Source organism: Flavobacterium soyae, assembly GCF_021245985.1.
GTDB classification, from domain to species: Bacteria; Bacteroidota; Bacteroidia; order Flavobacteriales; family Flavobacteriaceae; genus Flavobacterium; species Flavobacterium soyae.
Genome location: NZ_JAJQXA010000017.1, coordinates 86,346 through 98,854, shown reverse-complemented (window position 1 = coordinate 98,854; position 12,509 = coordinate 86,346). Strand labels below are relative to the sequence as shown.

The window sequence follows — 12,509 nt, the reverse complement described above, 5'->3', positions numbered from 1 at the left end:
TTTCTTTGCGAGAATATGTTTCTTGAACTATTTAGGCGCCAATGGACTCTCATTCCTTTTCACTTAATTATTGCAAATTTAAACATAACGATCACTCATCGTAAATTAACTTGACAAACATAGGAGTACGCAAGGTTTTACACAAAGTTTGCAAAGTAAAAAAAGAATAGCCACAGATTAAAGGATTCTCACAGATTAGAAAAATCATTTTAATCCTTTTAATCTGTGGCAAAAAACTATGTGTAAATTTAACTGCAAAGTACGCAAGGTTTTACACAAAGTTTGCAAAGTAAAAAAAGAATAGCCACAGATTAAAGGATTCTCACAGATTAGAAAAATCCTTTTAATCTGTGGCAAAAAACTATGTGTAAATTTAACTGCAAAGCACGCAAGGTTTTACACAAAGTTTGCAAAGTAAAAAAAGAATAGTCACAGATTAAAAGGTTCACACAGATTAGAAAAAATCATTTTAATCATTTTAATCCTTTTAATCTGTGGCAAAAAAACGCAAAGTTCACGGTAAAATATTAAATTTTGCTGGTTTCCCAAACTAGAGATAAATAATACAACCCGCCAATTGATGGTCCGCCAAGAATAGAGGTATAAGGTTTATTTAAAATATTTGTTCCGCCTAATTTTGTAGTAAGGCCCGTTTTTTTGAAATTATAATTGATCTGTGCATCCATTGACCAATAAGCCGGAACAGTTCCGCTGACTAAAAAAGAAACATAATCAAAATTATTTTGATAACGGGCCGTAGCACTTGCGCTAAGATTTTTCCAGATGTTTCGAGCCATTAAAGTTCCGTTTACATTAAATTCCGGTGTGTTGAAGCCATCTTCTAAACCATCTTTATCATCAGTTCGGTCAAGTTTGGTGTAAGTAAGATTGGTTAAAGCCGTAAAAGTGTCATCAATTCGATATTTTAAACCTAAACTTCCGCCGTAATTGTAAATTTTACTTTTAGAATTAGTCCACAAACGGTAACGATTTTGAGTGTTTCTGGAATATAATGCAGTTGGAATTTGATTTGGATCTGTAGTATTTGGAATACTCGCCTCAACCTGAGCGATGAAATTTTTATAAGAGTTATAATAAAAATCAGCATCGATATAAAGGTTTTTGTTTAATGTAATTCCCCTAAAACCAAACTCAAACGACTTTACAAATTCAGGCTGTAAATATGTATAAGGATTTTTTTGAATGGTATTTTTATTCTTTTCAATGGCCTGTGCCTGAGTCAAACCATTTGTATTTACATCTGTATTAACCTGCGCCTGAAATTTATCGATAGAAGCTTTAGTATACGAATTCTCAAAAACTCCATCAGACATAATTCGCAATCCGCCAACTCGTTTTACCCCGCCGGAATTGACATTGGAAAATCCTTCAAAAATACTCGGAAATCGATATCCGTTTTGATATGAAGCTCTAAAATTAAGGGCTTCTTTTGGAGAATAAACAGCTGTAAACTGTGGTGTGAATTTAGCATCAAAATAATCAGCTTTGTCAATTCTAATTGTTGCGCCTAAACGTAGTTTTGAATTAAATAAATCTTTTGTCAATTGTGTAAAACCTCCTGTTTTTTGGTACGTCAAATTTTCATCAGCATGAACAGGATTGATAAAGTAATTTCCGTCTGGAACTATAATGTAATTTCTGTAATCTAAACCGCTTAACAGTTTTGCATCGATTTTTTCGAAGAATGAAGTAAAAGCTTTGTCCCAATTAAACAAACCTTCGCCATGAACCAAAGTCGATTTTACGCGCAAAGCCGCGCCAATATCCCAGTTATTAATATCGATTAATTCGTTTTTCTTGTTTTCGTAAGTCTCTGTTCCGGGTTCAAATCGACCCTGATCAGATTGTGTTCTGGCAATTCTGTGTGCATCGGCAATTGAAACACCGTTTGTAACCGCATTTTTATAAGCGGTGCTGTAATCTGCAAACCATTTATCATCAGATTTATAAGCGCGGTCCATGTTTTCGGCAAGTGAACGCAAATTGTATGAGTTTCCGGTATTTTCAGTTGTGGCGTACGCTTTTACCTGAAAAATTGGAGTGTGATAATCTACTGCAAACTGATTTAAAGTATAATCGTCAAGCCTAAAACGGTTGGAACGCTGATAAATCGTATTGATTAAAGCAGTTTTATATGTTACAGAAAGTTCATTTCCTTGTTTTGGGCGAAAATAAAATCCAACATCGGCTTTGTAATTTTTAATGTCATAGTCTGTAATGTCTGTTTCGCGATAACCCGTTCTGGCAACAACATAATTTTTGCCGTTGAGGTTTAATGTTTTTCTATTTGCCGATTCATTTCCATAACCATTTACTTCATCATAAGCCGGATTATCTGCACCAAATAAATTGGTTGAAGCATTGGCATTTGGAGCCAGATCGGTTCTGTCATCTGCGACCCAATCCGTTCCGCCCGTAGTTGATGCATTTACTTTTACAGCAAATTTTTCATTGAAAGCTTTCGCCAATCTCAAATTAAACTGTGAATAAATTTTTGGAGAAAACCGGTCAATATTTCCAACATGATTTACGCCGGTTAATTGCTGTATGGCAATTCCCTGATATTCAAAAGGATTTTTAGTTTGAATATTCGCCAAACCATTAATGGCGTTCATTCCGTACAAAGCAGCGGCAGTTCCGGGAATAATTTCAATTTTATCGATATCGAGATCATTTGCACCCAAAGCATTTGCAATTGGCGCGCCTAAATGCGGAGCCTGATTGTCAATTCCGTCGACTAATTGTGCAAATCTAACATTGGTTGAATTGGCAAAACCTCTTGTATTTATAACTTTAAAACCTAAACTTGGCGTAATAATCTGAGCGCCTTTTACATTTTCCAACGCTTCATAAATACTTGCCGATCCCATATTTTTGGCTTCCGCCGATTTTAACTGCTCGATACTTATGGGTGAACGCAGTAAATTTTCTGAACGTCGGGATGCTGTTATAACAACTTCGTTCAATTCTTCTTTTTTAATACTGTCTTGTTTTACTATAGAATTTTCAGTTTGTGAAAAACTTTTTAGGCTTATAAAAACAAAGAATAAATACAGTTTTGGGTTCATGTTTTTGGCTGTTAAATTCAGTATGTTTTAAAATGAATACTGATAGTTAAAAAAAAAGTCGGTTTGATTGGTTATTTTTTTAAACACATAGAAACATAGTTTTTTTATCCTCATATAAGTTTGTAAAAAGAAACAAGTTTTTAAAACATAGATTTGCTATGTGTATTTAAATTAAGTGAAACGTCTTTTTACGATTGCTAAAGCTATGTTTCTATGTGTTTAAATATTAGTTTTTAAAATTTCAAATTCTGAGTTTCCTTTTCAGCAAAATCTTTAATACGTTTTTCGAGTTCATAAAAAGTAGTTATCGCTCTTTCTCCGGCCTCTGTCAATCTTGCTCCGCCGCCGCCTTTTCCGCCCAGTAATTTTTCAACAAGCGGACTTTCTGCACGCTGGTTCATTTCTTCAACTAATTGCCAGGCTTGTCGATACGCCATTTTCATTTCTTTCGCAGCATTTGTAATTGAGCCTGTTTTTCGAATATTTTCTAAAAGCCAGATTTTACCAATACCAAGAAAGGCGCCCTCAGTTTCTTCAATCCAAACCCGAACTTCAATAGAATATTTTTTAACGTTACTCATTCTGAACTTTAATTATTGACTTTGTAAAAATAATTGTTTTTCATGTAAAAATATTCTTCCAAAACACTAATTATTGAATGAAGGAAATGCTTTGTCTACGTAATCAAAATACAAACATAAGTATTTTTACTTAATCTTAAATAAGTATTTTGTTATTTTATTTGTTTGTCAATGAAATAGCTTTGGTACAATGCGCAATAAATGTAAATTTGCGCCTAATAATTAATTTAGTGAAAAGCCTTAGAACCTTAGTAACTTAGAATCTTAGTCACTTAGAAATGAAGTACAATCCAAACGAAATTGACGCCAAATGGCAAAAATATTGGGCAGAAAATCAAACTTTTGCAGCAAAAAATAACTCTGAAAAGCCGAAACATTATGTTCTCGACATGTTTCCTTATCCGTCTGGAGCAGGACTGCACGTTGGGCACCCGCTGGGTTATATAGCTTCAGATGTGTATTCTCGTTTCAAAAGACATCAAGGTTTCAATGTTTTGCATCCAATGGGTTACGATAGTTTCGGATTGCCGGCAGAACAATATGCAATTCAGACAGGACAACGTCCGGAAGATACAACACGCGTAAATATTGACGGTGGAGTTGACAAAGAAGGAAAACAAATTGCGGGTTACAGAAAACAATTGGACAAAATCGGATTCTCGTTTGATTGGGCACGTGAAGTGCGTACTTCAAATCCTGATTACTATAAACATACGCAATGGATTTTTATCCAGTTGTTTAATTCGTGGTATAATAAAACGACAGACAAAGCAGAAGATGTTTCTACTTTAGTTGCTGTTTTTGAAAAAGAAGGAAATGCAAATGTAAATGCAGTTTCTGATGATAATATTGCAGTTTTTTCGTCAAGCGAATGGAATGCATTTTCTAAAGATGAGCAAGAAAAAATCCTTTTGCAATATAGATTAACCTATTTGGCAGAAACAGAAGTAAACTGGTGTCCAGGCTTAGGAACTGTTTTGGCAAATGACGAAATTGTAAACGGAGTTTCGGAGCGTGGAGGTTTTCCTGTTATAAGAAAAAAAATGACACAATGGAGTATGCGAATTTCAGCTTATGCAGAACGTTTGCTTCAAGGTTTAAACGATATTGACTGGAGTGAGTCTATAAAAGAATCTCAAAGAAACTGGATCGGGAAATCTGTGGGAGCGATGGTGACTTTCGATGTAGTTCCAACAACCAACAACCAACAACCAGAAACTATTTCGGTATTCACCACTCGTCCTGATACTATTTTTGGAGTTACTTTTATGACTTTGGCACCAGAACACGATTTGGTTGCTAAAATTACAACTCCAGAACAAAAAGCTGCAGTTGAAGCCTATATCGAAAAAACAGCAAAACGTTCTGAGCGTGAGCGTATGGCCGATGTAAAAACTATTTCTGGTGTATTTACAGGTGCTTATGCAGAGCACCCATTTACAAAAGAAGCTATTCCGGTTTGGATTGGTGATTATGTTTTGGCAGGTTACGGAACAGGCGCTGTAATGGCGGTTCCTTGCGGAGACGAAAGAGATTACGCTTTTGCAAATTTCTTTAAAGGTCAAAACGGAATGCAGGAAATCAAAAATATCTTCGCAAATGTTGATATTTCTGAAGCAGCTTACGGATCTAAAGACAACGTTGAAATCACAGCTTCTGATTTCTTAAACGGATTAGATTATAAAAAAGGAACTCAAAAAGCAATTGAAAAATTAGAAGAAATTGGACAAGGAAAAGGAAAAACAAATTACCGTTTGCGTGATGCTGTTTTTTCTCGTCAGCGTTATTGGGGTGAACCATTCCCGGTTTATTATGTAAATGGATTGCCAAAAATGATTGACAAACAGCATTTGCCAATTATTTTGCCTGAAGTAGAAAAATACTTGCCAACCGAAGACGGTTTGCCTCCATTAGGAAATGCAGCAGTTTGGGCTTGGGATACAAAACAAAACAAAGTTGTCAATACAGATTTAGTTGACAATGTAACTATTTTTCCTTTAGAGTTAAATACAATGCCAGGTTGGGCAGGAAGTTCATGGTATTGGATGCGTTATATGGATGCGCACAACGAAAATGAATTTGCAAGCAAAGAGGCTTTAGCTTACTGGGAAAATGTAGATTTATATATTGGAGGAAGCGAGCATGCAACCGGACATTTATTGTATTCTCGTTTCTGGAATAAATTTTTAAAAGACAAAGGTTTTGCTCCAACTGAAGAGCCATTTAAAAAACTGATTAATCAGGGAATGATTTTGGGGACTAGTGCTTTAGTTTATAGAGTTTCAGGCACAAATAAATATGTGTCTAAAAATCTTAAGAATGATTACGAAACTGAGGCTTTACATATTGATGTTAATATGGTAAATGCAGCAGATGAAATCGATGTTGAAAGATTAAAAAGATGGCAACCTCAATTTGAAAATGGTGAGTTTATAATAGAAAACGGAAAATTCATTGTTGGTCGCGAAGTGGAGAAAATGTCTAAGCGTTGGTACAATGTAGTTAATCCAGATGATATTTGTAATGAATATGGAGCAGATACTTTGCGTTTATATGAAATGTTCTTAGGGCCATTAGAGCAAACAAAGCCTTGGAGCACTGGAGGAATTACCGGAGTTTTTGGTTTCTTGAAAAAATTATGGAGATTGTATTTTGATGATAATGGCTTGATCGTAAACAACGACGAACCAACAAAAGACAACTTAAAATCATTGCACAAAACAATCAAAAAAGTAGCTGATGATATTGAGAATTTCTCTTTTAATACTTCAGTTTCTCAATTTATGATTTGTGTAAATGAATTGTCTTCTCAAAACTGTCATTCAAGAGCGATTTTAGAACCGTTAGCTATTTTGGTTTCGCCTTATGCTCCGCATATCGCAGAAGAATTATGGTCACAATTAGGACATACAACTTCAATTTCTGAAGTTGCTTTCCCAGCTTTTGATGAGAAACATTTAGTTGAAACGAATAAAGAATATCCAGTTTCTTTCAACGGAAAAATGCGTTTCACAATCGAATTGCCTTTGGATTTAACCAAAGAGCAAATCGAAGAAATTGTAATGAAAGACGAAAGAACGCAAAGACAATTAGACGGAAAAACTCCGAATAAAGTGATTATTGTTCCTGGAAAGATCATCAACCTTGTAGGTTAATTTTAAAATTTCAATATTTAAAATCCCAAATTCCAATTTTACGATTGGAGTTTGGGATTTTTTTGCGTCTTGTTTTGTCAGTCTGAGGAACGAAGGATCACATAAGTAACTCTACAAAGATTGACGATTTTGATTGCGGAGCTTCTTGCGTGGTCTTCGACTTCGCTCAGACTGACAATGCGTACAATTTGTCATCCTGAGGAACGAAGGATCGCACTAGAAATTCCGCAATCAAAATCGTCAATCTTTGTAGAGTTACTTATGTGATCCTTCGTTCCTCAGGATGACAAGATTGTGGAAAAACTTTGCGCTCTTTACCGATAAAATCGGAATTACAAACAAAAAAACTTCCAAACTTTGCGTTACAAACCCTACAAACCCTAGTATCTATAATTTAATAATTAAATTTTTTGAAACCGTTGTAACATTTTAATAGTTCTCGTATCCAAAGCACGGATCCGATTATTTAACAACTTAAAACTATTAAAAATGAAAAAGTATATCATCTTAATTATCGCATTCTTATTCTCTGCATTATGTCTAAATGTTTTTGCACAAACAAAATCATATCCTTTTGAAGTTCTTAAAACCGGAAAAGGAAAACAATCTATAATTTTCATTCCCGGATTTGCTTCTTCCGGCGAAGTTTGGAATGAAACCAAAACCGCTTTCGAAAAAGATTTTACCTGTTATACACTTACAATGGCTGGGTTTGCCGGAGCAAAACCACAGCTAAATCCTTCATTCGGAAATTGGAAAACAGGAATCGCTAATTACATCAAAGACAATAAAATTGAAAAGCCAATCATAATTGGTCACAGTATGGGCGGAGGATTAACGCTTGCGATAGCTGCAGATTATCCGGAATTAATTGGTAAGATTGTCGTTGTTGATGCTTTGCCTTGTTTAGCAGCTTTAACCGATCCTTCTTTTAAATCAAAAGAAAATAATGATTGTTCATCAACAGTAAATCAAATGACAGTAATGACCGAAACTCAGTTTTATGATATGCAGAAACAAGCCATGCCAAGACTTTTGCAGGATACTTCAAAACTGGAAATGGTTATCGGTTGGAGTGTAAAATCAGATAGAGAAACTTTTGCTCAAATGTATTGTGATTTTTTTAATACCGATTTGAGAAATAAAATCTCCACGATAAGATGTCCGTCGCTAATTTTATTAGAATCTTATTTTATAAATTTAAAACCGGCAATCGAAGGGCAGTATAAAAACCTAAAAACGGCTAATTTTCAATATGCGAACAAAGGTTTGCATTTCATAATGTACGATGATACAGAATGGTATTTGGCACAATTAAACAATTTTTTAAAATCTTAAAATGGAATTCGAAGAAATCTACAAAACATATTGGGATAGAATTTTCAGGCTTTGCATGGGATTTGTAAACGATTATGATGCCGCTCAGGATTTAGCTCAGGAAACATTTATAATTGTCTGGCAGAAACTTGAAACCTTTAGAAATGAATCTGCTATCGGAACCTGGATTTTTAGAATTGCGTCGAATAATTGCCTTCGACAGATTGAAAAACAAAAACGTTTTCCAAAATCAGAACTTCCGATTCATCTTTCAGAAGAAAAACAGTCTTCATTAGAACCTCAAATTCAGTTTTTATATAAATGCATTGCTGAACTGCCCGAAACGGAACGTATCATTATCTCATTAGAATTAGAAGATGTAAGGCAGGCGGAAATCGCTAAAATTATTGGACTTTCTGAAGCCAATGTGCGAGTAAAAATTCACAGGATTAAAGAAAAACTGACTCAAAAATTTAAAGAAAATGGACAACGATAATAATATAGATTTTAAAGATTTATGGAAAAAACAATCCGTAAGTCAGCCCGATATGCAGGATTTGCTGGCGCGCTTAAATAAATTTAAAAGAGCGGGTTTAAGAAGTTTGTGGATTACCAATATTTTGCTTTTAGCAACATCGGCCTTTATTGTTTTTGTCTGGGTGTATTATCAGCCGCAATTTATTTCGACTAAAATAGGAATCATTGTTACGATTCTGGCAATGATGATTTATTTATTTGTTTATAATAAATTATTGAGTACCTATAAAAACATCGAAACAACACAAACCAATCAGGAATACCTGCAAAATTTAATTTTGATTAAAAAGAAACAACAGTTTCTACAGACAACAATGATGCGATTTTATTTTGCTGCGCTTACATTCGGGATCTGTTTGTATATGTACGAATACGCCAGCAGAATGACTTTTTTAGGAGCAAGTCTGACTTATGGCCTAACATTATTATGGATGGCGTTTAACTGGTTTCTTATTCTTCCAAAACAAATCAAAAAACAGCAGGCAAAAATAAATGCTCTGATTGAAAAGTTTGAAGAAATAAATAAGCAATTGTTATAGAGATGGATTGTAGAGACGCACTTTAGTCTTTTATGTTTTAATATGGTGTTTTTGTCTGAAAAAATGCCAAAATGACATTTTGTTAAAATGGTTCGTAATTTGCAGTTTGTTTTGTAAATTTAAATTCAATCAAAAAAGATAAAAATATGGGAGGTGGATATTTAATACTTGCCGGAGCGATAATGCTGTTTAGCTGGATGGTAAGTTCAAAACTTAAAAGCAAATTCGAATTATATTCTAAACTGCAGTTACGAAACGGAATGAGCGGCGCAGAAATCGCTGAAAAAATGCTCGCTGATAACGGAATTAGAGATGTTCGTGTTATTTCGACTCCGGGTCAGTTAACAGATCATTATAATCCGTCAGATAAAACAGTAAACTTAAGTGAAGCAGTTTATAATCATCGAAATGCGGCAGCTGCAGCAGTTGCGGCTCACGAATGCGGACATGCTGTTCAGCATGCCATAGGTTACGAATGGTTAACGATGCGTTCTAAATTAGTGCCAATTGTTAATATAGCTTCAAGCTATATGCAGTGGATTTTATTGGCCGGAATTTTAATGATCAGAACTTTTCCGCAGTTGTTATTAGTTGGAATTATAATTTTTGCTGTAACAACATTATTTTCGATTATTACATTACCGGTAGAATACGATGCGAGTAACAGGGCTTTAGCATGGCTTGAAAACAAACATATGTTAACACAAGAAGAGCAGGCCGGTGCAAAAGATGCCTTAAAGTGGGCCGCAAGAACATATGTGGTTGCCGCTCTTGGATCGATTGCAACGTTGTTGTACTATATCTCAATTTATTCTGGAAGCAGAAGGAATTAATGTGATAATTAGAAAATTGGTCAATTAGATAATTTATAGCAAACCCGGCAGGTTTTAAAAAACCTGTCGGGTTTTGTTTTTGCATGTCTGTATAAATTAAACTGGACTGAAGTCCAGCCCTACACTATAATATGTTCCTTCGGAACGACTAAAGAACCTTGGCTCGATCCTGGACTTTAGTCCAGTTTAAATCAAATTGCCACATTATCTAATTTACAATTGAATCTGCCTGTCAATCTGCTGATCTAGTGAAATAAACGTTTCTGTTCTTGAAACACCTTCAATAGCCTGAATTTTAGTGTTTAAAAGCTGCATTAAATGCTCGTTGTCACGACAGATAATTTTAATTAAAACCGACCAGTTTCCAGTTGTATAATGACACTCCAAAACTTCGGGTATTTTTTTTAAATCTTTTACGGCTTCAGAATTTCGGGAAGCTTTATCAAGATAAACTCCCACAAACGCCATAGTGTTATATCCCAAAACTTTTGGGTTTACCGTAAACTTCGAACCAGAAATAACACCAGACTGCTCTAGTTTTTTTAACCGCTGATGAATTGCAGCTCCCGAAATGCCTATTTTATTAGCGATTTGTAAAATAGGTTTTCGGGCATCGTCCATAAGGTATCGAAGGATTTCTTTGTCGATACCGTCAATTTCGATTAAAAGGGAGTTGATTTTCATAACTTATAATTTGAAACTATTTATTGTAATTTGGGTTTAGAATAGAAATCAAATGTAGTCAAAAGGCTTTAAATAATGAAATTTCAATTTTGAAATTCCAAATTTCAAATATAGCCCGTGGTTTCAACCACGGGAAACGGGTGGATGCATTGTTGTAATCTTTGCCAATGTTTCAAACTTTGCCAAAGAGAAAAAGAAGTTGAATACGGAATAAAACAAAAATTCCAAATCCCAACATAAAATTGGAATTTGGAATTTTAAAACTTTTAATATTTCTAAAAGGTTTATTTTCCTTTGTTTGCTTCTGCAATATATTTTTCTAAAGCCATTGTCATAGAAGGCGTTTCAGGAGTTGGAGCAAGAATATCAATTCTTAAACCATGATCTAAAGCTTCTTTTTGAGTTGTGCTTCCAAATACAGCGATTCTGGTGTTGTTTTGTTGAAAGTCCGGGAAGTTTTTAAATAAAGATTTAATTCCTGTTGGACTAAAAAATGCTAAAACATCATAATAAACATCAGCAAGATCAGACAAGTCACTCATTACTGTTCTGTAAAAAATAGCTTGAGCCCAATCTACTTTCAGGCTGTTTAATGTTATAGGGGCATCTGCATTTAACTGGTCAGATGCAGGAAGCAAAAACTTCTCGTCTTTGTACTTTTTGATAAGAGGAGATAAATCTGCAAAATCTTTTGCTCCAACGTAAATTTTACGTTTTCTGTAAACAACATACTTTTGAAGATAAAACGCTACTGCTTCAGATTGACAAAAATATTTCAATCCTTCAGGAACTTTGTAACGCATTTCATCAGCCACTCTAAAAAAATGATCTACAGCATTTCGACTTGTTAAAATGATCGCAGTGTAATGATTAAGATCGATTTTTTGTAATCGAATCTCTTTTGCGCTAACCCCTTCCACATGAATAAATGGTCTGAAATCAATTTTTATTTTGTGTTTTTGTTGGAGCTCAAAGTAAGGAGAATTCTCCACTTTAGGTTCAGGCTGTGACACCAAAATTGTTTTCACTTTCATATTATAAACATTTTCTAAGCACTCCCTTTTGTTATCCAATAATAAAGAAAATAATAAGGCGCTATTTCAAGAGCGCAAAGATATAAAATAAAATAAAATAACTTACCGATTATTACGTTTTGATATGTTTTAATTGAAATAAAATAAGAATATAAGCTGATACACAGCGAAATGCCTATTGTTGTCAGCGGTACAATCGTTGAAATATTATCATAATAAAACAAAATAGCATTGATTGGAAGGATTAAAACACCAATATAAGTTCTGTAAGTAACTTTTTGCAAATTAAAAAGTTCTACAAAGTCGTCAATGTTGAATGCCGCAGCAACAATTTTTTCAACTAAATATTTTGCCAGGATAAAATAAAGCAGAAAAGTTGCGATTTGAATGAATAAAACATAATCAGTTTTTGATGCTTTATCATACATGTTTAATGTAAGAAGAATAAAAAAGGCAAACGAAATAACCTGTACAAAAAATAAACCAACCGTAAAGCTGCTTTTCATGTGGCTGTTATCACGATAAATTTTTGCGTATTTATCTGAAAAAATAAGCTTGCTGAATTCTGAAAAACGAGTTTCATAAGCAGATTTTGTCATGGCAACAACAGCAAAGGTCAGGACAAATAAAGCGGTTGCCCAATCTTTGTTTTCAATAATTCGTGGATGAAGGTGTTCAATCATAGCGCCACAAAATTAGTAATTTTTTGTATCAATAGTTTTATTATGTATTTATTATGA

The 12,509-nt window shown here is 34.2% G+C and carries 10 protein-coding genes; 5 read left to right on the top strand and 5 right to left on the bottom strand.

The features are described 5' to 3' along the window. Positions 1 to 527: 527 nt before the first annotated feature. Together LUU93_RS18220 and LUU93_RS18215 are read right to left on the bottom strand one after the other, a co-directional pair. Positions 528 to 3,089 (bottom strand): TonB-dependent receptor, encoded by a 2,562-nt coding sequence (locus LUU93_RS18220; protein WP_232682586.1) that lies wholly within the window; start codon positions 3,087 to 3,089, stop codon positions 528 to 530. A gap of 233 nt (positions 3,090 to 3,322) precedes the next feature. Next, positions 3,323 to 3,670 carry a winged helix-turn-helix domain-containing protein gene (locus tag LUU93_RS18215; protein ID WP_232682585.1) on the bottom strand — a complete coding sequence of 116 codons (348 nt, stop codon included), beginning with the start codon at positions 3,668 to 3,670 and terminating at the stop codon, positions 3,323 to 3,325. Positions 3,671 to 3,948: 278 nt separating this feature from the next. Between LUU93_RS18215 and leuS the strand changes: the two genes are divergently transcribed. The 5 genes from leuS (at position 3,949) to LUU93_RS18190 (ending at position 10,051) form a co-directional block, all read left to right on the top strand. Then, positions 3,949 to 6,825 carry a leucine--tRNA ligase gene (gene leuS / locus LUU93_RS18210; RefSeq protein WP_232682584.1) on the top strand — a complete coding sequence of 959 codons (2,877 nt, stop codon included), beginning with the start codon at positions 3,949 to 3,951 and terminating at the stop codon, positions 6,823 to 6,825. A 489-nt stretch (positions 6,826 to 7,314) separates the two neighbouring features. Next, complete coding sequence (locus tag LUU93_RS18205) at positions 7,315 to 8,163, top strand: alpha/beta fold hydrolase (protein ID WP_232682583.1); 849 nt, start codon at positions 7,315 to 7,317, stop codon at positions 8,161 to 8,163. Position 8,164: 1 nt separating this feature from the next. Next, the gene (locus LUU93_RS18200) at positions 8,165 to 8,638 is read left to right on the top strand and encodes an RNA polymerase sigma factor (protein WP_232682582.1); all 474 of its coding nucleotides are present in this window, start codon (positions 8,165 to 8,167) and stop codon (positions 8,636 to 8,638) included. Continuing rightward, positions 8,625 to 9,218, top strand: a complete 594-nt coding sequence (locus LUU93_RS18195) for a hypothetical protein (RefSeq protein ID WP_232682581.1) — start codon at positions 8,625 to 8,627, stop codon at positions 9,216 to 9,218. Before LUU93_RS18200 ends, LUU93_RS18195 begins: the two co-directional genes overlap by 14 nt. 146 nt (positions 9,219 to 9,364) lie before the next feature. After that, complete coding sequence (locus LUU93_RS18190) at positions 9,365 to 10,051, top strand: zinc metallopeptidase (protein ID WP_232682580.1); 687 nt, start codon at positions 9,365 to 9,367, stop codon at positions 10,049 to 10,051. A gap of 213 nt (positions 10,052 to 10,264) precedes the next feature. On the opposite strand, the gene LUU93_RS18185 is transcribed toward LUU93_RS18190, so the two are convergent. The 3 genes from LUU93_RS18185 to LUU93_RS18175 form a co-directional block, all read right to left on the bottom strand. Continuing rightward, the gene (locus tag LUU93_RS18185) at positions 10,265 to 10,735 is read right to left on the bottom strand and encodes an Lrp/AsnC family transcriptional regulator (RefSeq protein WP_035681816.1); all 471 of its coding nucleotides are present in this window, start codon (positions 10,733 to 10,735) and stop codon (positions 10,265 to 10,267) included. Positions 10,736 to 11,019: 284 nt separating this feature from the next. Next, positions 11,020 to 11,769 (bottom strand): uroporphyrinogen-III synthase, encoded by a 750-nt coding sequence (locus tag LUU93_RS18180; RefSeq protein ID WP_071635369.1) that lies wholly within the window; start codon positions 11,767 to 11,769, stop codon positions 11,020 to 11,022. A 14-nt stretch (positions 11,770 to 11,783) separates the two neighbouring features. Beyond that, complete coding sequence (locus LUU93_RS18175) at positions 11,784 to 12,452, bottom strand: DUF4271 domain-containing protein (RefSeq protein WP_232682579.1); 669 nt, start codon at positions 12,450 to 12,452, stop codon at positions 11,784 to 11,786. Positions 12,453 to 12,509 lie beyond the last annotated feature (57 nt).

Bases quoted from the DNA above. Each gene is read 5' to 3' on its own strand.
- LUU93_RS18185 (WP_035681816.1), bottom strand. From the start codon at position 10,735: ATGAAAATCAACTCCCTTTTAATCGAAATTGACGGTATCGACAAAGAA.
- LUU93_RS18215 (WP_232682585.1), bottom strand. From the start codon at position 3,670: ATGAGTAACGTTAAAAAATATTCTATTGAAGTTCGGGTTTGGATTGAA.
- LUU93_RS18200 (WP_232682582.1), top strand. From the start codon at position 8,165: ATGGAATTCGAAGAAATCTACAAAACATATTGGGATAGAATTTTCAGG.
- LUU93_RS18205 (WP_232682583.1), top strand. From the start codon at position 7,315: ATGAAAAAGTATATCATCTTAATTATCGCATTCTTATTCTCTGCATTA.
- LUU93_RS18220 (WP_232682586.1), bottom strand. From the start codon at position 3,089: ATGAACCCAAAACTGTATTTATTCTTTGTTTTTATAAGCCTAAAAAGT.
- LUU93_RS18180 (WP_071635369.1), bottom strand. From the start codon at position 11,769: ATGAAAGTGAAAACAATTTTGGTGTCACAGCCTGAACCTAAAGTGGAG.
- LUU93_RS18190 (WP_232682580.1), top strand. From the start codon at position 9,365: ATGGGAGGTGGATATTTAATACTTGCCGGAGCGATAATGCTGTTTAGC.
- LUU93_RS18195 (WP_232682581.1), top strand. From the start codon at position 8,625: ATGGACAACGATAATAATATAGATTTTAAAGATTTATGGAAAAAACAA.
- leuS (WP_232682584.1), top strand. From the start codon at position 3,949: ATGAAGTACAATCCAAACGAAATTGACGCCAAATGGCAAAAATATTGG.
- LUU93_RS18175 (WP_232682579.1), bottom strand. From the start codon at position 12,452: ATGATTGAACACCTTCATCCACGAATTATTGAAAACAAAGATTGGGCA.